The sequence below is a fragment of the Hymenobacter duratus genome (genome assembly GCF_014698995.1).
GTDB classification, from domain to species: Bacteria; Bacteroidota; Bacteroidia; order Cytophagales; family Hymenobacteraceae; genus Hymenobacter; species Hymenobacter duratus.
This window is the reverse complement of sequence record NZ_JACWZZ010000002.1, coordinates 142063-163613: the sequence shown is the minus strand read 5'-3', so window position 1 is coordinate 163613 and position 21551 is coordinate 142063. Positions and strand designations below refer to the sequence as shown.

The following is a 21551-nucleotide window of genomic DNA, read 5'->3' as shown; positions in this document are numbered from 1 at the left end:
ACAGGTTGTGGCAGAGCCGGGATTTTGAGCGCAGAATGACACCGTACTGATGCAAGGCAGAAAACCCCAAAGCAGCATAACAGGGCAAACCAATGTAGCTCCATGGTACTCAGGCAGCTAATGCAATTAGGCACGAAAAAAGGGCCATCGGTATCCGACGGCCCTTTTTTGCTTTTGTTTTTACTCTACTTAGTTGCTCAGTGTGTAGGTCTGAGCAGTCAGGTTTAGCGTGATGGTGTACGTGCCGGTTGTAGGAACCGGAATGTTGGCACCATTGGCATTAAGAGGGCCGGTGCCGCCAGCGTTGCGTGGGCTGTCGGAGCCGTAGTTTACACCCCAGTCGCTGTTTTTACGGAACTTAAACTCGCCGGCATTCAGAACGCGCGTAATCTTGTACGTGCGAGTGTCGCAGTCGTAACGCAGCGGAACATCCGTATTCCAGTCGACCCCAGCCGGGCCAATGATAGACCACCGGTCGGTATTAGGAGGCAGGCAAACGCGGTAAGAAGTGGCCGTGAGTGGCAGCACAGCCGAATAAAGCGGCGTGTTGGCGGCATAAACAGCTTTCAGGCGAACTTCCACGGGAGTAGGGGTGCCCGGCGTCAGACCTAGTCCGTTCAGAGCGGCATTGAGCGTGTCAACGCGCAGCGTCGTGGTAGGACCATTGCCTGCTGCCACCGAAACCGGACGGGCAAAGTTGTTGCCCTGCTTGTCTATTTCTAGCGAGTAAGTAACAGCCGGATTGTACTTATTCTCGACGTTGGACCAGGCAAAAGAAGCTACCGGCGTCCAGGAATAGGTAATGGCCGTCTGGGTTTCATTGGCCTGAACCAGTACTACATTGCTGGTAGTCGTGGTGAGGGTAGGGGCATTAGAAGGAGTGAGTGTAGCTTGGGTTTCGTCTTTTTCGCAGGCCGAAAACACGAAGAGCAAGGAACACAGACCCACCAGTGAAGATAACCAGTTTTTCATGTGGGAAGTGAAATGAAGTGTGAACCAGAGTGGGCCGACTTTCCCGGAAGGCAAGTCGGCCCGTTAAGAAAAATGCTAGTATCCGTCGTTCTGACGCAGGTTCTTGTTGACTGAAAGGTCGGAAGCAGGGAGGGGATACACCACCCGGTACGCATCCACTCCACGGCCATTCTGCACGCCGCCTTTCCAGGGCCACAGGTAAGAGCCTTCCACGAAACGACCATAGCGAATCAGGTCCGTACGGCGGAAGCCTTCCCAGAACAGCTCACGGCCACGCTCGTCCAGAATGTAGTCGGTGGTGAGCTGCGCCGCTGTGATGGCACTGCCGGGGGCTCCGGCGTACGCACGGGCCCGGAGCTGGTTAACGTAAGTCAGGGCCAGATTAGCGTCGCCTGAACCACCGCGCTTCACGGCTTCAGCGTAGTTGAGCATCATTTCTCCCAGACGAATCATTGGGAAATCTACGCTCGACTGGCTCTGCGAACCACCGAGAGGCGTTCCAGTAGAGGTAACGTTGCGGAATTTAATTACTCCCAAACCCTCATTGAAATTTCCGACATCAGCAATTTCCAGAGTCTGACCCTGCGTCCAGAAGCGGCCGCGGGTGTCACGGGCAGTATCTGCTCCGAAAAGGTTGACCAGGTTTTTGGTGGCACGCATACCGCCCCAGCCACCCTGTGGCATCCCATTTCTGGCTTTCCAGGCAGTGTTGCTTGGGCTGGTCGAGCCATTCACCAGGAACGTAGTGCCACCGAAGCTGCGGGTATTGTTCGCATCGAAGGTAACGGGCCAGATGATTTCGTTGCGCGCAGGTGTGGTGTGGTTATCAGCCAAGAACAGCCGGCCGTATGCCGAAGCCACGTTGCCGGCCGGAGCAGTCGACAGGGCGTAACCAGCGTCGATTACACGTTTGGCATACGTTGCCGCGTCAGTGTAGCGGGGAGTGCCGGTGTACACCTGCGCGTTTAGGTAGAGACGGGAAAGCATACCCCAGGCGGCCGCCTTGTCTACGCGGCCATACTCGTTGGAACGGGGCTCCGCGAAGTCAGCATCAGTGCTCAGGGCCAGCATCTCGCTTTCCACGTAGTCAAACAGCTGCTGCCGGTTACGATACGGAGGAGTGAACACGCCGGCAGGGTCGGTTTCTACTACGAAGGGGCCACCGCCATACAGATCCAGAATGTGCTGGTAAGCCACCGCGCGCAGGAAGCGCGCCTCGGCACGGTAGCGTTTGGCCGTGGCAATGTCGCCGCCGCTCAGACGGGAGTTCAGCTTTTCGTCGCTCGACTCGCGGATGAATTCGTTGGCAACGGCAATTTCGTAGTAGATACGGTAGTACAGACCCCGGATAAGCGGGTTGGAAGCCGTCCAGTTCATGTTGTGCCAGTCGCGGACGCCAGCGTCACCCCAAGCGAGGATAGCCTCGTCGGTGGACAGTACCTGAGCGCTCCATAGCTGACGAATGTAGTCGGAAGTGCCCTCGTCGATGCCTTGTACGTCGCCGCCACCGGAGGCGCCACCGTCATCTGAGCCCAGGCCCGTCACGGCAAAGCCACCGTACACTTTGGCCAGCACCGACCGGTAGCCGTTCAGGTCTACGTACACGCGGTCCGGCGTTGTCTCGTACTTGGGTTGCAGGTCGAGGTCGTTGCAAGAAGTAAGGCCTGCACTCAGGGCCATGCTCGCGGTGGCTACTGCTAAGCCACGAATCAAAAATTTATTCATTGGTCGGGGAATTAGAAGCTGGCGTTCAGGCCGAAAGTGAAAGTGCGGGCGCGTGGATAAAAGTTGTTATCCACACCATTGAAGATTTCCGGATCCAGGCCTTTGTACTTGGTAATCAGGAATACATTCTGAACAGCGGCGGTAAGACGAAGATTCGAACCTTCGGTGAAAATTTTGCCAAAATTGTAGCCCAGCGTGATATTCTCGCCGCGCAGGAAAGAGCCGTTCTCAACATAGTAGTCGGAGAGAAGCTGTTGCGAACGGAAACCGGTGTCGCGGATGCCTACGGGCAGGTTACCCACGAATCCCGTCGATGTGTTGGCGTTGGCGAAGTTGGCAAGATTGGCTGCCAGCGAGTTGTACACGTAGTTGCCGGTGTTGGCCCGCAGTACGGCGTTCAGAGAGAAACGCTTGTAGATGAAATTGGTCGTGAGGCCGTACGTGGCCAGAGGAGCGCGCTGCTTGTAGCGGTACAAGTCCTGCTCGTTTATTCTCTGGTCGCCGTTGCGGTCCACGTAAACACCTTCCAGCGGACGGCCGTTCTCGCCATATACCTGCTGATAAACGTAATATGCGTTGTTGGCGTAGCCTACCGAGTTAATCTGGATGGTAGTGCCCGTACCGCCTGGTACGCCTTCCGTCAGATAACCAGGAAAGTTTTCCTGCTGCGTACCCAGGTCGGTAATTTCAGTTTTGTTGTAGGCCACGTTGAAGTTCATGTCCCAGGTGAAATCTTCCGTCCGAACCGGCACGGCATTCAGCGCCACTTCCACCCCGCGGTTGCGGAGCGAGCCAATGTTGCGGTTCAGCTGGTTGCTCAGGCCGCCAGCTGGTACAAATACGTTAGCCAGCAGCTCATTGGATTCGCGCTGATAGGCATCGATGCTACCAGACAGACGATTGTCCAGGATACCCCAGTCCAGACCTAGGTTGAAGGTGGTGGTGGTTTCCCACTTCAGGTCCGGGTTGTAGCCGGCGGGGCGCTGTGCCGTAACAAAGATGGGGGCACCGTTGGCGTCCACCCCGAACTGGTACTGTACCGTAGACCGGCTCGTTACGTAGCGGGGCAGGTAATCGAACGGTCCGCCGATTTCCTGCTGGCCCGTGATGCCGTAGCCGGCGCGCAGCTTCAGCTCCGTAATGGAAGTGTTGTCGGCGAGGAATTCTTCGCCTTTGAGACGCCAGCCTAAGCCCAGGGCTGGGAAGTAGCCGCTCCGGTTGTCCTCCCCAAAGCGCGACGTGTTGTCGTTACGCAGAGTTGCCGTCAGCAGATAGCGGTCCTTTACCGACAGGTTGGCCCGGCCGAAGTAAGAGATGAGACGGTAGGGCTCATAATAACCGGCTACGGTTTGCTCCTGGCCGGCCGTGAACAGCGTGGTACGGTCGAAACGGTAGGGCAGGTACAGCGGCCCCTGGGTTTCAAAGTCCTGGTGCGAGTAGCCGGCCTGAATGTCAAAGCGGGTATTCTCGCCCAGCTGCTTGTTGTAGGCCAGGTAGAATTCCAGCAGACGCATGTCTTTGTCCTGCTTGTACTGGGAGAAGCGGCCATTCTGGTTGACGTTGGTGGCCGCACTATTGAAGTTGCCGAAGTCAGTAACCGAGTTGGTGGTTGAGCCGGAACCACGCGAAATGTCAGTGGCCAGGTTCAGGTTGGCGCGCAGCTCCGGCAGGAAGTGGAATTTGTAATCAAACTGCACGTTGCCGATCAAGCGGTCCACGTTGCTGATATTGGTCGTGTTCTGCAGGGCGGCAACCGGGTTGCCGGGAGCCAGCGTCAGGGGCACGCCGGTAGAAGTCAGGTACTGGAAATAGCCGCCGTAGGGAGCGTACTGCGCTTCCGACGAGCGTACAGACTGCGTCGGATCATAGAACAGAGCGCCTCCGATAGAGCCGTTGTCGATGAAGCGGTTTTTCAGTTTCGTGCCTTTGGCATTCACATCGATGCGCAGGTGGCCGTCGAGAAGCACAGGCGACAGGCTCACGGAGCCGGTGTTGCGCTTCAGGTTGTTGGTGATGACAATACCATCCTGATACAGATTGCCATAGGAAACGCGGAAAGGCACTTTACCCAGGTTGCCAGTCAGGCTGATGTTGTTGTCATAGGTAGCGGCAGTACGGAAGATTTCGTCCTGCCAGTTGGTGTTGGCCGCGCCCAGCGTAGCCACCTGCGACGCCGAACCATTGGCCTGAATCAACGTGCGGAACTCGTCGGTTCCCAGTACCTCGTAGGTTTTGAACGGCCGCGAGACGGAGGTCTGTGACGAGAAGTTTACCGTCAGCTTTTCGCCCTGCACACCACGCTTGGTCGTGACGAGAATTACGCCGTTGGAGGCACGGTTACCATAGATAGCCAGTGCCGAAGCATCCTTCAGAACCGTTATCGACTCAATATCATTGGGGTTGATGAGCGTAAGCGGGTTACTGGCTCCGCTGATGCTGCTGGTGCCGTCTGGCTTGTTCTTATCTACTGGTACTCCGTCAATCACAAACAGCGGATCGTTGCTGGCGTTGAGCGAAGAGTTGCCACGAATCCGGATGGTGTTGGCTGCGCCAGGGGCGCCGCCACCAGTCGTGATGCTCACGCCGGGAATCTTGCCCTGCACCAATTGCTCAGGGTTCGTTACCTGGCCCGGCACAAAATCCTTGGCCTGCACCGTCGCAATAGAGCCCGTTACATCCTGGCGGCGCTGGGTACCGTAGCCTACTACTACTGCCTCATTGAGCAGGGTAGTATTCTCGTTGAGCGTGATGTTGCCAACGGCCGTATTCTGGCCGGCTGCTACGTTTACCGGAATCCGGCTGGTGGTGTAGCCTACGAAGGACACTACCAGTGTATTGCTTCCGGCCGGAACGTTCTGGACAGAGTAGGTGCCATCCGAGTTGGTGGAGTTGCCGAGCGAGGTGCCTTCAATCAGAACAGTTACGCCGGGCAGTCCTTCGTTCTTTTCGTCGACGACACGGCCACTCACGGAACCAGTCTGAGCGAATGCTCCGGTGAAGCCGGCACAGACGAACAGTAGCAGAAACAGTAGTTTCGCTAGGTATGGGTGTTTCATTGAAAAATGGTTAGGGGTGAAATGGATTTTTCCAGCTTGGCCGGAGTGGGAATTAGTGGAGATTATTGACGGAAAAATTGACCAAAACAGCAGGGGCCACCAGGGCTTTCCGCAGTACGTTTTTAGTCCGTCCAACATCACCAAATCGTTAATAAACTTCGCAAGTTAAAGTGGTATATCCCACAAAAACAACGAGCCAAACGAAGGAAAGAGGTATAGTGATAATTGGATTATGTGTGCGCAAAACTGCTGCAGCAAAGCCTGTCGTTTTGGCTCCGGACACTACTCCTGCTAATTTATATGGTGAGGCAGTGTAAACGGCGTCTGTAAAACAGCCCTCTGCCGGTTGAAATGCCGGGATGCACGGTAATTTCAATAAGATAAAAATGCTCCCGGCGAAAAATTTAATGGTGCTGTATTGACTGCAAGCTTAGAGCGCTGCTGCCGGGTGGGAGTCCGGTTATTCAGAGTGCCAGGCCGGTGCGAGGCAATATTGCTGCGCTGCAGATGGCCAAATATGCGCATATTCTCTTCTGTATAGGACTGAAATTAGATGACGTTCATGGAAGCCGGCGCAAGTGCTGTTTCCAGCTTACGGGTCTCTTTTGTGTGCGGAAGTCAATACAGTACAAGGTGTGCTGGCTCTGATTTCGGATAATCCTTTAATTTTTTTTGTATATATCTTAGTCGGGTATTCACCTGTAAAGCTCTGTTGATTCTCACTGGGTGAGTACTTCTTAAAGGCTGGCTTGGCACTGGCACCGACGGCCATAGACCAGCCGGGAAAGTCAGGGCTCACTCAGTGTTTTCCCGGAAAAGTACAGATAGGTAAAATGGGATAAATCTGAATTTTACCTCCTTTTCAACGCTCGGACAGCCTGCTCGCTCTAGATCGGTCAGGCTATGCCAGATAGAGTGAGTATCTACTCACCATGTATTTTTGCCTCATGATAAAAGTTCTCCTGGGAGCCCTGCTTCTGGCTCCCTTTTGCGCATCTGCTCAGGTTACATTGCGCGTTACGCAAGTGCCTCCCACTACCCCGCCCACCGATACGTTGTATGCAGCTGGGACCTTCAACAACTGGAACCCCAGAAGCGAGGGCTACCGTCTGGTCAGTAAGTCGGATGGCACCTACCAGCTCACGTTTCCAGCCACTGTTACAGGGGCCCTAGAGTTTAAGCTGACGCGCGGCTCGTGGCAGCGTGCTGAAACCAGTGCCCAGCATGATGAGATAGAGAACCGGCGTGCAGAACTTACGGGTAAACCGGGCTACCTTGATGTGCAGGTGGCCAACTGGAAAGACCTGGGACAGGCAGGCAAACCCTGCGCCAGCACGGCAGTGCAGCCCAATGTGCAGGTTGTAAATCCTGCATTCCTGATGCCGCAGCTGGGGCGCGCACGCCGGGTGTGGGTGTATCTTCCGGCCGGCTACACTACCAGCCCTGGCCAGCGCTACCCCGTGCTCTATATGCACGACGGGCAGAACGTATTTGATGCCTGTACCAGCTTTTCGGGGGAGTGGGGAGTCGACGAAACGCTGAGCCAGCTGCAGCAGCAGGGGCTGGATGCAACCGGTAGCATTGTAGTAGCGGTGGCTCACGGCGACCAGGAACGGCTCAACGAACTCTCGCCGTGGCGCAACCCCCAATACGGCGGCGGCCAGGGCGACGCCTACGTCGATTTCCTGGTGCAAACCCTGAAACCGTACATCGATGCAACCTACCGGACTCTTACGGGGCGGGAGTTTACGGGCGTAGCGGGCAGTAGCATGGGCGGCCTCATTTCTACCTACGCCGCTCTGAAATACCCGCTGACGTACAGCAGAGTAGGCGTGTTTTCGCCGGCCTTCTGGTTCGCTGAAGACTCGCTGCGGAGCTATATACGGCAAGTGCCGCCCAAGCCGCAGGGTGCACCGACAGCCTACTACCTGGTAGCCGGGAGCAAAGAAGGCGAAACCATGGTGCCACTCCTGCTGCAGATGGCTCAGGGGCTACGGCGTCCCGATTCTCTTGCCAACAAGGTGCAGACGCTGGTGCAGGCGGATGGCCAGCACGCCGAATGGTTCTGGAAGCGCGAGTTTCCGGCGGCTTATCGGTGGTTGAAAGACCAGCACACCGGCCGCCCAGGCACCCAGGAACTGCGCTGGGCGGCGTGGCTGGAGCCCGGCCCCCGGCAGCTGCACATAGCGGCCAGTCAGGAGCAGGCCGGCTTGCGAAAAATTGAGCTGACGCTTTATAACGCAGCCGGGCAGCGTGTCAAACGAAGCAAACAGGCTGCTGGCTCGCGCCTCAACCTGAGCCGGCTGCCGGCTGGCACCTACCGGCTGATGATGGAGCAGACGGGGCGTGTTGTCGGGGCGCAGCAGCCGGCAACATGCCAGCAGCAATTGATTCTGCCGGAGCCTGCGGCAAATAAGTAGTTGCCAGATTTTCAGTCAAAAGAAGGCTCGTTTACCGAAATGGCAGATAAAATGTGCTGCTGATGCAAGATTTTCTGAAAACCAGGCCTACCTTTGTGCCGTTCAACGCCTCAACAATACTCTGGCAATGATTTTTTCGATGACGCAGCAAGCTTGGTGGTGGCCCTACGGAGAATCCGGACGGGACAACCTGTGCGTGCGTTAAGGTATCGAAACTCCTCTTTCGCACTGACTCAACAGAAAGCCCGGCCAGCTCGCCGGGCTTTTTTATTTCCCGGCGCTGCAGCTTTGGTTTTCACATATCAGCAGCCCACTTATGCAATCCTTCCAGCTTCATACCCGCCACCTGCGCGTACTGGCCGACACCGTGACGCCCGTTGGCCTTTATCTGCGGCTGCGCGACCGGTACCCCAACTGCCTGCTCCTAGAAAGCTCCGACTACCACGGGCAGCAGAACGCTTTCAGCTACCTCGCTTTCGACCCGCTCGCCCGGTTTGAGCTACGCGGCAAGGAGCTGACCCTGACGCTGCCAGACGACACCACGACGAGAGAAACCCTGACGGAGCCGGGTGCCGCCCTGGCTAGACTGCAGGAATTTGCCAATAGCTTTCAGACTACAGAAACGGGCTTCGACTTCATTACTGGCGGTTTATTCGGGTATATCGGCTACGAGGGCGTGCAGTACTTTGAGGACCTGACCCTGAACCCGGAGAAACAGCCGGCGGGCCAAATTCCGGACATTTTGTACGGAACGTACCGCTACGTTATTGCCCTCAACCACTTCCGCAACGAGCTGTATGTGTTTGAGCACACGCTGGCCGGCGAGGAACTGGACGAGGATGGCCTGACGCGTCTTGCCCACCTCATTCGCAACCCTTCGTTGCCCGACTATAGCTTCGAGTTGGCCGGTGAGGAGCAGACCAACCAAACCGATGCGGAGTTCCTGCGGATACTGGCGGCCGGCCAGCAGCACTGCCACCGCGGCGACGTGTTCCAGATTGTGCTGTCCAGGCGCTTTCAGCAGGGTTTTCTGGGCGACGAGTTCAACGTGTACCGGGCGTTGCGCTCCATCAATCCGTCGCCGTACCTGTTCTACTTCGACTACGGCAACTTCAAAATCTTTGGGTCCTCACCCGAGACGCAGCTGCTTATCAAAGGGCGCGAAGCCAGTCTGTTCCCTATTGCAGGTACTTTCCGCCGCACCGGCCACGATGCCGAAGATGCTGCGCTGGCCCAAAAACTGGCCGACGACCCCAAGGAAAACGCCGAGCACACCATGCTGGTAGACCTGGCCCGCAACGATTTGGCCCGGCACGGCGACAATGTGCGCGTAAAAACCTTCCGCGAAATCCAGTTTTACTCGCATGTCATTCATCTGGTGAGCGAGGTGAATGCCACGCTCAGCCCGCAGGCCAGTCCGCTGCAGGTGGTGGCCGATACGTTTCCGGCCGGTACGCTTTCCGGCGCACCCAAGCACCGTGCCATGCAACTCATTGATGCACTGGAACCAACAGCCCGCGGGTACTACGGCGGAGCCATCGGGCACCTGGGCTTCAACGGCGACTTCAACCACGCCATCATGATTCGCTCGTTTTTGAGCACGGCCGGGCAGCTTTACTTCCAGGCCGGTGCCGGCGTGGTAGCCGCTTCCGACATCAACTCCGAGTTGCAGGAAGTGCACCACAAGCTGGCCGCTCTGCGCCGCGCCCTGAAAGAGGCAGAACAGGTGTAGTAGCTCTTGGACCTGAACCGCTGATTAATGACTTCTGCCATGAAAATTCTCGTTCTCGACAACTACGACTCCTTCACCTACAACCTTGTGCAGGTACTGCGCGAGTTGGGGCATACCGATACGGTGACGGTAATCCGCAACGACAAGCTGACACTGGAAGATGTAGAGGCTTATGATGCCGTGCTTTTGTCGCCGGGGCCGGGGCTGCCATCGGAGGCCGGATTGATGCCCACAATTATCCGGCGCTATGCCAGTACCAAGCGCATACTGGGCGTATGCCTGGGCCACCAGGGGCTGGCCGAAAGTTTCGGTGGCGAACTGTATAATCTGCCCGAGGTGCTCCACGGCGTTGCTACTGACGCTCATGTGGTGGCCGACGACCTGCTGTTCGAAGGCTTGCCCCAGCAGTTTAAAGTAGGGCGCTACCATTCCTGGAGCGTACGCCCCGAGTCGGTGCCGGCGGAGCTGGAGGTGACGGCGCTGGACGTAAATGGCCAGGTGCTGGCCTTCCGCCACCGCCGCTACAATGTGCGTGGCGTGCAGTTTCATCCCGAGTCTATTCTGACGGAGCACGGCCACCAGATGCTCCGCAACTGGCTCAGCTAGTGGTCCCGAGAGAGGAAATCCTCAGCCTCCACTTATAAAGAACGACAGTCGGTTACAGGCACCCAAGTAGCAATAGAAACAGTTTTGAAACATCTTCTCAATCAGCTTTTCAACCAGCAGATCCTAACGCACGCCGAAGCACGAGAGGCCATGCTGCGCATTGGGCAGGGCGAGGCCAACGCGTCGGAAATGGCCGCCTTTATGACCGTGTACCGCATGCGCCCCATCTCGGTGCCAGAGTTGGCAGGCTTCCGCGAGGCGCTGCTCAGCCTCAGCCGAGACCCGGAACTAGGCACACGCGAAACAGTAGACATAGTAGGTACCGGCGGCGACGGCAAGGACACGCTCAACATCAGTACGCTGGCTTGCTGCGTAGTGGCAGGGGCGGGTTACAAGGTCACGAAGCACGGCAATATCGGTGTGTCATCGGTGTGTGGCTCGTCGGATGTGCTGGCGCAGCTGGGGGTAGCGTTTGGGGCGAGTAATGACCTGCTCAAGCGGCAGCTGGAGCACGCCAACATCTGCTTTCTGCATGCGCCTTCGTTCCATCCGGCTATGCGCCATGCGGGCCCGGTGCGGCGGGAGTTAGGCGTCCGCACGTTCTTCAATATTCTGGGTCCGCTCGTCAATCCGGCCCGGCCGCGCTACCAAGTAGCCGGCACGTTCAGCCTGGAGCTGCTGCGCCTCTACCAGTATCTACTGCAGCAAACCGATACCTGCTATGCCGTGGTGCATGCGCTGGATGGCTACGATGAACTCTCGCTGACAGGTGCGGCCAAGCTGGCTACCGTAGCCGGCGAGCAGCTGCTGACAGCCGCCGACTTCGGGCTGGCCGCCACGCAGCCGGCCGAGCTGGCCGGTGGCCGCACCCCCGCCGAGTCGGCCCGGCTTTTCGTAGACGTGCTGGAGGGCCGGGCCACCCGTGCCCAGCGCGACGTCGTGACAGCCAATGCGGCGCTGGCCATTCGGTGCCTGGAGCCGCAGCTGGGTTTGGGAGATGCACTAGCCACCGCGCAAGAGTCACTGGACTCGGGCCGGGCCAGGCAGGCGCTACGGCAGCTGGTAGCGTTGCAGTAATCAGGATTCGCGCATGAATGCCACCACATCTTTTTCGACTATGACCATTCTGGATAACATCATTGCCCACAAGCGCCAGGAAGTAGCGGAGCGCCAGAGCCTGGTGCCTGCCAAACGGCTGGAACAGAGCCTGTATATGAATGCCCAGCCGCTCAGCCTGAGCCGGTACCTGCTCCGCGACGATTTGAGCGGCATTATTGCCGAGTTCAAGCGCAAGTCGCCGAGCAAGGGCTTCATCAACCCGCACGCCCCCGTCGAGCGTACCACGCTGGGCTACATGCAGGCCGGCGCCTCGGCGCTTTCCATCCTGACCGATACGGAGTTTTTCGGCGGCAAAAACGAGGACCTCACCACGGCGCGGCGCTACAATTTCTGCCCCATTCTGCGCAAAGATTTTGTGATAGACGAATATCAGATTCTGGAGGCCAAGAGTATCGGAGCCGATGCCGTGTTGCTTATTGCGGCCGCCCTGAAGCCAGAAGAAGTGCTGCAACTGGGGCGTTTCGCCAAGAGCCTGGGGCTGGAAGTGTTACTCGAAATCCATAACGCCGAAGAGCTGGAAAACACCCTGCACCCCGATGCCGTGACGCTGGTGGGCGTCAACAACCGTAACCTCCACGACTTCAGCGTCCGACTCGATACTTCCGGCGAGCTGGCCCAGCGCATTCCGGCGGCGTATGTGAAAGTGACGGAAAGCGGCTTGAGCTCCGCCGCTGAGATTGAGGCGCTGCGGGCCGTTGGCTACCGGGGATTCCTCATCGGCGAAACATTCATGCGCCACAGCCGCCCCGAAAAAGCCTGCGCTGCCCTGGTGCAGCAGCTTCGGGCCACGGAGGCCGTCACCCTGATCTGATGATTGCTGCTATGTCCGCCAAAGTTGCCCCTGTTCCTCCTAGTGCCGCCGCGCCTCAGATCAAGGTGTGCGGCATGACGCAGCCCGACAACCTGGCAGCTGTGGCGACGCTGCAGCCAGATTTCCTGGGCTTCATCTTCTACCCGAAATCCAACCGCTACGTAGGCGAGAAGCTGAGCCGGGCTGCGCTGCTGGCTCTGCCGGCTTCCATCCGTAAAGTAGGCGTGTTCGTAGATGCGCCGACTGCGCAGATACAGGAGCAGGTTGCAGCGTTTGGGCTGGACCTGGTGCAGCTGCATGGCCGCGAAAGTCCGATGCAGTGCGCCGAGCTTCGGGCGGTAGGTATTCCGGTTATCAAGGCCTTCGGAGTAGGAGAAACGTTCGACTTCGCGCAGTTGCTGCCCTACGTAGAGCAAGTAGATTACTTTCTCTTCGATACCAAAGGCCCGCAGCCCGGCGGCAATGGCACGGCCTTCGACTGGAATGTGCTGGCAGCCTACTCTTTGGCGGTGCCCTACTTTCTGGCCGGTGGGCTAGAACTGGCGCAGGCTGCCACGCTCCGAAACCTGCACCTGCCTGGCCTGTTTGCGCTGGACCTGAACAGCCGTTTCGAAACGGCGCCCGGCGTGAAAGATCCAGAACTGCTGGCGCAGATGTTTACTGAATTGCGAGCCTGACGTGGTGTACTACAGTGCGTTGCCGTGTGCTTGCGGCAATTGATATAAGCGCTGCATTGGCCACTCTCAAATCCATTAACACATGAATCCTACGTACCAACACCCCACGGAACGCGGCTACTACGGTCAGTTTGGCGGCGCTTTCATCCCCGAAATGCTCTACCCCAACGTGGAAGAGTTGCGCGATAACTACCTGGCCATCTTCGCCGACCCCGAGTTTCAGCGCGAATACCAGCAGTTGCTCCGCGACTATGTGGGCCGGCCCACGCCCCTGTTTGAGGCCAGGCGTCTTTCTGAGAAGTACAACACCCGGATTTTTCTCAAGCGCGAAGACCTGTGCCACACGGGCGCCCACAAGATAAACAACACGGTAGGACAAATTCTGCTGGCCAAACGGCTGGGCAAAACCCGCATCATTGCGGAAACTGGCGCCGGCCAGCACGGAGTCGCCACGGCCACAGTCTGCGCCCTGATGGGCATGGAGTGCATTGTGTACATGGGCGAAATCGACATGGAGCGCCAAAAGCCCAACGTGTACCGGATGCGGCTGCTGGGAGCCGAAGTGCGCGCCGCCATGAGCGGCAGCCGCACCCTGAAGGACGCCACCAACGAAGCCATCCGGGACTGGATTTCCAACCCGGTGGATACGCACTATATCATCGGCTCGGTAGTGGGGCCGCATCCCTACCCCGACCTAGTGGCGCGGCTGCAGGCCGTTATCAGCGAGGAAATGCGCAAGCAGCTGCTGGAAAAAACCGGCTCGGAACTACCTGACTACGTGGTGGCCTGCGTAGGCGGCGGCTCCAATGCGGCCGGCGCGTTCTACCATTTTCTGGAAGAACCCTCGGTACAGCTGGTGGCCGTAGAGGCCGCCGGGCACGGCATCCATTCCGGGCACTCGGCGGCTACCTCGGTACTCGGCAAGCCCGGCATCATTCATGGCTCCCGCACCCTGCTCATGCAGGACGAAGATGGCCAGATTACGGAGCCCTACTCGCTGTCGGCGGGGCTCGACTATCCCGGCATCGGGCCGCTGCATGCGTTTCTGGCAGAATCGGGCCGGGCGCGTTTCATCAGCATCGAGGATGAGCCGGCGCTGAAGGCAGTATCGGAGTGCAGCCGATTGGAGGGCATTATTCCGGCGTTGGAAACGGCGCACGCGCTGGCTGCCATCGGCCAGCTGGGAGCTGGGCCTGAGGAAGTAGTGGTTATCAACCTTTCGGGCCGCGGCGACAAAGACCTGGAAACGTACATCAAGTACGCTGACACTATCATGTAACGCCCCCTATCAGCCGCTTAACCCAGAAGACCGGAACAACACAATGAACCGAATCAAAAGTGCCTTCCAAAAAAAGCAGAAAGGCCTGCTCAATATTTACTTCACGGCCGGCTACCCGCGCCTACACGATACGGTGCCGCTGCTGCAAGCCCTGGCTACCGCTGGCGCCGACCTCATTGAAATCGGGATGCCATTCTCTGACCCATTGGCGGATGGCCCGGTGATTCAGGCCAGCAGCACGGCGGCGCTGCACAATGGCATGAATATGCGGGTGCTGTTTAGCCAACTGCAGGGAATCCGCGAGTCGGTGCCGGATACGCCCATTCTGCTGATGGGCTATCTGAATCCGGTGATGCAGTTTGGAGTGGAAAATTTCTGCCGTGAAGCCGCCGCCGCGGGCGTGGACGGGGTAATTCTGCCCGATTTGCCCCTGGATGACTATGTGCAGGAATACCAGGACGTATTTCGGCGCCACAAACTGCGGCCGGTGTTTCTCATTACACCCCAAACGGCGCCCGAACGTATCCGCCGCATCGATGAGCTAACCGATTCGTTTCTGTACCTCGTGTCGGGCCCTGGCACCACGGGCGGCGCCAACACGCAAGCAGCTGGCGTGCAGGACGCATATTTTCAGCGCATCGAGGACATGAAGCTGCGTAACCCTCGCCTTATCGGGTTCGGCATCGGCGACAAAGCCTCTTTCCAGCATGCCTGCCGCTACGCCGAAGGTGCTATCATCGGCTCCGCCTTCATTCGTGCCCTCGATGGGGTAGATGATGTTCCGGCCGCGGCCCAACGGTTTGTGCAGTCAGTAGTAGCCTAGGCCTGCGGCAGTAGTAATGCACCGCAGGCCAGATTCCCTATTTCTCTTTCCAGTATGATCATTCAACTCGAGCCCGCCATTTCAGAAGCCGCCAAGGCTGGTATTCTGGCCCGCATCAACGACCTTAAATACAAAGCCACAGAGGTGAAAACTCAGCGGGCACACTATCTGGTGGCCATTGGCAAAGCAGATATCGACCTGCGTACCATTGGGCAGCTACCTGGTATTCTGGACATTCACCGCGTTTCGGACGACTACAAGCTGGTGAGCCGCAAGTGGCGTGTGCGGCCCACCGTCCTCGACCTCGGCGACGGAGTGTGTATCGGTGAGGGCAGCCTTACGTTGGCGGCCGGGCCCTGCAGCATCGAGAGCGAAGCCCAGATGGAGCTGATTATGCAGCACCTCGTTGAAAACGACGTGCGCATCATGCGGGGAGGTGTGTTCAAGCCTCGCTCGTCGCCGTACTCTTTCCGGGGTCTGGGTATGGACGGGCTGAAGCTGTTTCATCAGATGGCTCGTGCCCACGGCATCAAAATCGTGACAGAGGTAATGCAAGTGTCGCAGGTGGAGGAAATGCACGACTACGTGGACGTCTTTCAGGTAGGGGCCCGCAACACCCAGAACTTCAACCTACTCGATGCGCTGGGCGGAGTAGACAAGCCAGTGATGATTAAGCGGGGCATTTCTGGCACACTCGAAGAGCTGCTGTCCTCGGCTGAGTACGTGTTTTCGGGTGGCAACGAGAAGCTAATTCTCTGCGAGCGAGGCATCCGAACCTTCGAAACGGCTTCGCGCAATACCCTCGACCTGAATGCGGTGCCCATCCTAAAGGAGAAAACGCACCTTCCGGTCATCGTGGACCCTTCGCATGGCATCGGTATCCGGGAATACGTGCCCACCATGGCCCTGGCCGGACTGATGGCCGGGGCCGATGGTATCATCTACGAAGCACATGAGAAGCCGGAAGAAGCGGCCTCCGATGGGGCGCAGACCCTGAATTTTCAGGAGTCGGCCCGTCTGATCCGCAACCTGCGGAAAGTGTATCAGCTGCGGGAAGAGCTGGAGTAAGCCACTAAAAGCGAAAACGCACTACTCAGAGCTGCTGTGTCTGCTGCTTTCCCTGCAAACTGCCCCGGCTCAACCGAGTCGGGGTAGTTTTTTATATAGTCGAAAGCGGATCTGCTGCTACCTTGCCGGTATGTGGTTCGGCTTCAATATGTATAGCGGGGTGTTGCTGCCGTTTTTTGTGCAGGGCCTCGTGGTGGCGGCGGTGTTGTGGGCGCGCCGGCGGCGGGAAGGAACGGCGGCTGACGGCTGGCTGGCCCTGCTGCTGCTGCTGTTTGCGGGGCGGCTGGCGCAGTGGATGCTGGGCTTTGCAGGCTGGTACGACGCACACGATGCCCGCACTACTTTCATGTTCTACTGGCCGTTCAGCAACTGGCTGGCCGTAGGGCCTGGGCTATACTTCTACTTCCGCAGCCTTACCAACCAGGAGTTTCGGCTGGAATGCCGGCACGGCTGGCATTTCGGGCCGGCGCTGGCCTTGCTGCTGTGGCGTCTGCTGGTGTTCGGCTACGATATTGGCTGGTGGCATGGGGTGCAGCACCAACCACTGCCGGAGCATTTTGGCACCAAAGGCCCGCTGGCTTTCTGGGCCGACCAGCAGCCCGTGTACTATCTGGCCGATGCGCTGGGCTACCTGTCGGTGCTGGCGTATGCGGTGCGTAGCCTGCGCGAATACCGCGCGTACGCCCGCTACCTCAACGACAACTTTTCCGACACCGAGAAAATACGCTTCCGCTGGCTGCGCAATGTGTTGGTGGCTGTGGTGGTGGGCACGGGCATCACGCTGGCGTTTGGACTTATTGGTAGCTTCGTCAGCCCCTTGAGCTACTACGAGGCCTGGTATGACTACCTGTTTACGGGCCTGCTGATTTACTACCTCAGTATTGCGGGCCTGCTCACCGGGCACCGGTTGGCGGCACTGCGGTTTCAGCCCACCTCCCCAACTGACCTGACGGACACCCCCCTTGCCACCCATCCCGAGCAGATACCGGCCGCACTGGTTTCGGAGTCCTTTAACACAACCGGCCCGCCGCAGACCTACGGGCCCGCCGCCCAGCCGACGGCTGCCACGTCTGCAACGGCAGATAGTACCGGCTCCCCGATTCCGGCCCCCGTCCCGGAGCCCGCGGAAGCCGATGCCGAGCTTGCCCGGTGGACGAAACGTCTTTTGCACCACATGCAAGTTGCGCATCCTTATCTGGAGCCCGAGCTAACGCTGGGCGAGCTGGCGGCGCAGCTTCGCACCAATACCTCATGGCTTTCCAAAGTCATTAACACGGGCTGCGGGCAGAACTTCAACGACTTCATCAACGAGTACCGGGTGCGCGAAGCCGAGCGCTGCCTGCGTGACCCGAAGTTCCGGCACTACACGTTGCTGGCCGTGGCGCTGGAAGCCGGCTTCAATTCCAAGTCCACGTTCAACCGGGTGTTCAAGAAGCTGCGCGGGCTCACCCCCAGTGAGGTAGCACGCGAAGAATAGGCGTGCCCGAAGGTGTCAGATTATATATTGGGGCGTGCCAGGCTGTAAATCGGGGCGTTTGGGAGGCTAAGCGGCGGTTCCTTTGAACCATTGTTTCACCTCAACCCCCAACCTGTCATGCGTACTTTTTCCATTTTCCGTTCGGCTCCTGCGGTAGCCGCATTCATTCTCGGGCTGTTGCTGGCTACGGTCTGCTGGGCTGGTATCCGTTCTGGGCTGCGCATTGAGCCCGGCAAGCAATTCGTATTAGGCGGAAGCCAACTCGGCGCCTTCAAGGTAGAGGCCCACAACGTAGGGAAGGTATCTGTCGAAATCAAGGAGCGGCCGCGCGGTGGGGGCATTTTCGGCAAAACTACCCTGGCCCCCGGCGCCAGAGGTACTGTCCGGTTTATGGCGGGCTCCTCAGCATTGCTTCTAAATCCATCTAAGGAAGAAGCCAGCCTGAACCTCACCATCAGCGGCGATACGAAACTCAGCATGGGCTATGAGCCCAACGGGAAGCTGTAAGCGAAATCATATTTCACTTTCTGCTATCGTGTCATCATGAAAAAATGGCTGTTTTTCGCTCGTCCCTTTTCGTCGCGCTTTGCAGATGTAGCGTGGCTTCTGTTTCGCCTGCACCTGGGCCTGTCTATTGCTGTTGGCGCCGGCTGGTCCAAGCTCGTCAACCTGACCACCGCCTCCGAGGTTGCCAAGCTGCTTCCGGGGCCCGCCGCGCTGGGCCCACCCGACTGGTTTGTGCAGCAGGTGGCGCAGCTTGGGTTTGTGTATCCTTCGCCCTACGTGTGGGCTTGGCTGGCAGCCTGGGGCGAATTTGCTGGTGGCCTGCTGATAGCAGTAGGGCTGCTTACACGCTGGAGCAGCCTGCAGCTGGCACTGCAGTTTCTGGTTATCGCCTTTCTGTGGTACGAGAGTCCGGAGCCACTCTTGGGCATGTACTACCAGCAGTTGCTTTTCTGGGCTTTCGTGCTGGTGGCCGTCGTAGGCGGCGGCCGGTACTCGCTCGACTATCTCCTAAGCCGGCCGCAGCCTATTCGTAGTCAGAGCAATGCTGGTATGCTGCAGCCAGCTTTTCTTCTGCCATTACTGCTGCTGCTGGGAAATGGTGATGTATGCGCCCAGGCAGCAACTCCTCGCCTGACCATGCAAGAGTTGGCCGGGCTGGCGCAGCAGTGGGAGCGGGGTTCTCTTACGTATCTGGATTATAGCTCCCGAAAGACAGTCACGTTGCCCACTTACCTCAATGGAATGCGGCCCCGCTCCAATGAGCTGGTCCTCGACTTCGTGTACCAGGAGCCTGAAGGAAAGCAGGTGAAGGGCTACGATAAGCTTACACTTGATGTCACCGGCACAAAGCTGCAGTGGGACGGAGTGCCAATGGTACTGGTCGAGAAAACGCCGCTTCCCAATCAGACGCTGCGGCTGAAGTTTGAAGGGCCCGGCCAGGATGACAACAGAGCCTGTCTGATTCGTCGCACACTACTGTTAGGTCCACAGCAGATTTCGGTGGTGAAAGAAGTGAAGTATGCCGGAAGCCCGGCGTTTCTGACGCGCAACACCTACCATTTCCAGCGCTGACACCCACCTGCCCTTTGCCGGTGAAGTGCGGCTAGGGCAGGGGCGTGGGTGAAAATAGAAGCCGGAGGCTCCGATGCGTGAAAAAAATATAGGAGGAAGAGCTACAACTTATTCGTAAACCTGTATATATTTGGCCAATCATGATGCAACTGACCACAAAGCGCGCCTATCTGAATTTCATCTGCCCCGTGCAGATGGGAGTCGGGCTGCTTTGCCGGTACGGAAGCTAGAAGCGCAACATGCTACTTCTTCTCTGAAAGACCTCAAACAAGCCCGACTCCGATAAGGAGCCGGGCTTTTTTTCTGCCCAATTCTCATGCTACAGCAACACTACGACCGGTACACTGCCCAGGATCAATTGGTCTGGAAAGTATTGTTCGACCGCCAGACCGCCCTGCTGCACAAGCGGGCCTGCGCTGCCTTCTGGCAGGGCCTGGCAGCCGTGGGCCTGCACCGCAATGCCATTCCCGATTTTGCGGAAGTGAGCGAGCGGCTGTTCCGGGCCACTGGCTGGCAGCTGCAGCCCGTGAAGGGCATGCTCAACGATGCCGAGTTCTTCGGGCTGCTGGCACAGCGCAAGTTTCCGGCAACTGTCTGGATTCGGTCGATGGAGCAATTTGACTTCATTGAGGAGCCCGATTTGTTCCACGGGGTGTTCGGGCACGCGCCGCTTCTCATGGACCAAGGCTTTGCTGATTTCCTGCACTTCCTGGGGCAGATGGCGGTGCAGCATCTTGAGGACGCCGTAGCGCTCAGCCGTCTGGAGCGGCTCTATGGCTTTACGGTACAATTTGGGCTGGTGCAGGAGCGGGGCGAGTCCCGGATGTACGGCGCGGGCCTGCTGTCGTCCTCCGGCGAAATTCACCATTTCATCAGTGACGTGACGCGCCGCCAGCCTTTCGATCTGGCCACGGTGCTGCAGACGCCCTATAGCGAGGCGCATCTGCAGGATCAATACTTCCTGCTCAATAGCTGGGACCAGCTCACGGAAAGCATAGCCGACCTGGCGGCCTTGTTCGCCTCGGGCTGGCAGCTGCAACCGGTGGAAAAATAGTGGGAATGCGGCTTTTCTAGCTTGTTTTTTACTGCAATTCGCAGAATGGAAAAACAAACCAGGGTGTGGAAGCTGTTTTGTGGCTACCCGAATAGCAGAAACGCAACAGGTGGGGGTGGGATGCTACTGTTGCTGTTTCTGGGTGGTGGGGATGCTTCGCGGCTGACGGCAGAATACGCTTCTGCGCTTCTGGCTTGTTTACTTACTGCTTACTTTTTTGATCAAACTCTGATGCTGCATACCACTCGTTATTACGCTTACGCCTATTACGCTTCTCAACGAAGCGGAGCGGCTGCGGCGTGTCATGAGGAGTAAAGCAAATCCTTCGACACTTTCTCAAGGCCTGCCTCCGCTGATGCGGAGGCAGGCTTTTCTTTTTTACCATTTTTCCAGAACCCATGGTTTCTACACACATTTCCCCGGCCGCTGCCCCTCCACAACTTCTAACCCAGCACTACAGCCGCTACACCGCCGCCGACCAGCACGTGTGGCAGCTGCTCTTCGACCGGCAAATGGAACTTCTGCCGGGCAGGGCCTCCGACGCTTTTTTGGAAGGAGTGCGGCGCGTGGGGTTTACGCGCGACGCAATTCCTGATTTTCGGGAGGTAAACCCACTGCTGCGCGAGCTTACCGGCTGGGAGCTGGTGGTGGTGCCGGGTATCGTGGACGACGCCACGTTTTTCGGCCTGTTGGCCGAGAGAAAGTTTCCGGCTACCACGTGGCTTCGGCGGCTTGAGCAGCTTGATTACCTGGAGGAGCCCGATATGTTCCATGACGTATTCGGGCACGTGCCGTTGCTGACTGATGCGGGTTTTGCGGCGTTTCTGCAGGAATTGGGGCAGGCGGCAGTACACCATTTTCAGCGCTGGCCCGGCAGGCTGGAGCTATTTACCCGCCTGTACTGGTTCACGGCCGAGTTTGGCCTGATTCAGGAGCCGGCAGGGCTTCGCATCTACGGAGCGGGTCTGCTTTCTTCGCATGGAGAGGTGCAGTTCAGCCTTGGCAACAACCCCACGCGGCTGCCGTTCAGCCTCGATGGAGTGCTTGATACGGCTTTCGAAAAGGATAAATTTCAGGACCTCTATTTCGTGCTGAACGACATGCAGCAACTGCCGGGTAGCCTGCAGGAGCTGCTGCAACGCCTGCTGGAATGA

Annotated in this window: 18 protein-coding genes; 15 read left to right on the top strand and 3 right to left on the bottom strand. The window is 58.1% G+C overall.

Translation table 11 applies throughout. The annotated features are described in order from the left end of the window. Window positions 1–189: 189 nt before the first annotated feature. The 3 genes from IC231_RS08610 to IC231_RS08600 all read right to left on the bottom strand — a co-directional run bounded on the left by IC231_RS08610 (window position 190) and on the right by IC231_RS08600 (window position 5753). On the bottom strand, window positions 190–972 hold the full coding sequence (locus IC231_RS08610; RefSeq protein WP_190784133.1) for a SusE domain-containing protein: 783 nt from the start codon (window positions 970–972) through the stop codon (window positions 190–192). A 75-nt stretch (window positions 973–1047) separates the two neighbouring features. Then, window positions 1048–2697 (bottom strand): RagB/SusD family nutrient uptake outer membrane protein, encoded by a 1650-nt coding sequence (locus IC231_RS08605; RefSeq protein WP_190784132.1) that lies wholly within the window; start codon window positions 2695–2697, stop codon window positions 1048–1050. Between the two features lie 11 nt (window positions 2698–2708). Beyond that, a complete protein-coding gene (locus tag IC231_RS08600; protein ID WP_190784131.1) occupies window positions 2709–5753 on the bottom strand; it encodes a SusC/RagA family TonB-linked outer membrane protein in 3045 nt (1014 codons plus the stop codon). A gap of 1010 nt (window positions 5754–6763) precedes the next feature. Here IC231_RS08600 and IC231_RS08595 point away from each other — a divergent pair. The 15 genes from IC231_RS08595 to phhA all read left to right on the top strand — a co-directional run bounded on the left by IC231_RS08595 (window position 6764) and on the right by phhA (window position 21551). Beyond that, a complete protein-coding gene (locus tag IC231_RS08595) occupies window positions 6764–8173 on the top strand; it encodes an alpha/beta hydrolase-fold protein (protein ID WP_190784130.1) in 1410 nt (469 codons plus the stop codon). A gap of 316 nt (window positions 8174–8489) precedes the next feature. Further along, entirely contained in the window at window positions 8490–9905 is a 1416-nt protein-coding gene (locus IC231_RS08590; protein ID WP_190784129.1) for an anthranilate synthase component I family protein, read from the top strand. A 39-nt stretch (window positions 9906–9944) separates the two neighbouring features. Next, entirely contained in the window at window positions 9945–10511 is a 567-nt protein-coding gene (locus IC231_RS08585; protein WP_190784128.1) for an anthranilate synthase component II, read from the top strand. Between the two features lie 84 nt (window positions 10512–10595). Then, complete coding sequence (trpD, locus tag IC231_RS08580; RefSeq protein ID WP_190784127.1) at window positions 10596–11588, top strand: anthranilate phosphoribosyltransferase; 993 nt, start codon at window positions 10596–10598, stop codon at window positions 11586–11588. Between the two features lie 40 nt (window positions 11589–11628). Further along, the gene (gene trpC / locus IC231_RS08575) at window positions 11629–12441 is read left to right on the top strand and encodes an indole-3-glycerol phosphate synthase TrpC (protein WP_190784126.1); all 813 of its coding nucleotides are present in this window, start codon (window positions 11629–11631) and stop codon (window positions 12439–12441) included. A gap of 11 nt (window positions 12442–12452) precedes the next feature. Beyond that, window positions 12453–13118: a phosphoribosylanthranilate isomerase gene (locus tag IC231_RS08570; RefSeq protein ID WP_190784125.1), complete on the top strand. Its 666-nt coding sequence runs from the start codon at window positions 12453–12455 to the stop codon at window positions 13116–13118. Between the two features lie 82 nt (window positions 13119–13200). Beyond that, a complete protein-coding gene (gene trpB / locus IC231_RS08565; RefSeq protein WP_190784124.1) occupies window positions 13201–14397 on the top strand; it encodes a tryptophan synthase subunit beta in 1197 nt (398 codons plus the stop codon). 43 nt (window positions 14398–14440) lie between these two features. Next, window positions 14441–15220 (top strand): tryptophan synthase subunit alpha, encoded by a 780-nt coding sequence (gene trpA / locus IC231_RS08560; protein WP_190784123.1) that lies wholly within the window; start codon window positions 14441–14443, stop codon window positions 15218–15220. A gap of 54 nt (window positions 15221–15274) precedes the next feature. After that, window positions 15275–16288, top strand: coding sequence for a 3-deoxy-7-phosphoheptulonate synthase (gene aroF / locus IC231_RS08555; RefSeq protein ID WP_190784122.1), 1014 nt, complete (start codon window positions 15275–15277; stop codon window positions 16286–16288). A gap of 130 nt (window positions 16289–16418) precedes the next feature. Continuing rightward, window positions 16419–17765: a helix-turn-helix domain-containing protein gene (locus tag IC231_RS08550; protein ID WP_190784121.1), complete on the top strand. Its 1347-nt coding sequence runs from the start codon at window positions 16419–16421 to the stop codon at window positions 17763–17765. Window positions 17766–17882: 117 nt separating this feature from the next. After that, window positions 17883–18272, top strand: a complete 390-nt coding sequence (locus tag IC231_RS08545) for a hypothetical protein (RefSeq protein ID WP_190784120.1) — start codon at window positions 17883–17885, stop codon at window positions 18270–18272. A 36-nt stretch (window positions 18273–18308) separates the two neighbouring features. Continuing rightward, window positions 18309–19343 (top strand): DoxX family protein, encoded by a 1035-nt coding sequence (locus IC231_RS08540; RefSeq protein ID WP_190784119.1) that lies wholly within the window; start codon window positions 18309–18311, stop codon window positions 19341–19343. 316 nt (window positions 19344–19659) lie between these two features. Next, window positions 19660–20397 (top strand): phenylalanine 4-monooxygenase, encoded by a 738-nt coding sequence (locus IC231_RS08535; protein ID WP_190784118.1) that lies wholly within the window; start codon window positions 19660–19662, stop codon window positions 20395–20397. 45 nt (window positions 20398–20442) lie between these two features. Then, window positions 20443–20712, top strand: a complete 270-nt coding sequence (locus tag IC231_RS08530) for a hypothetical protein (protein ID WP_190784117.1) — start codon at window positions 20443–20445, stop codon at window positions 20710–20712. 83 nt (window positions 20713–20795) lie between these two features. Continuing rightward, window positions 20796–21551 carry a phenylalanine 4-monooxygenase gene (gene phhA, locus IC231_RS08525; protein ID WP_190784116.1) on the top strand — a complete coding sequence of 252 codons (756 nt, stop codon included), beginning with the start codon at window positions 20796–20798 and terminating at the stop codon, window positions 21549–21551.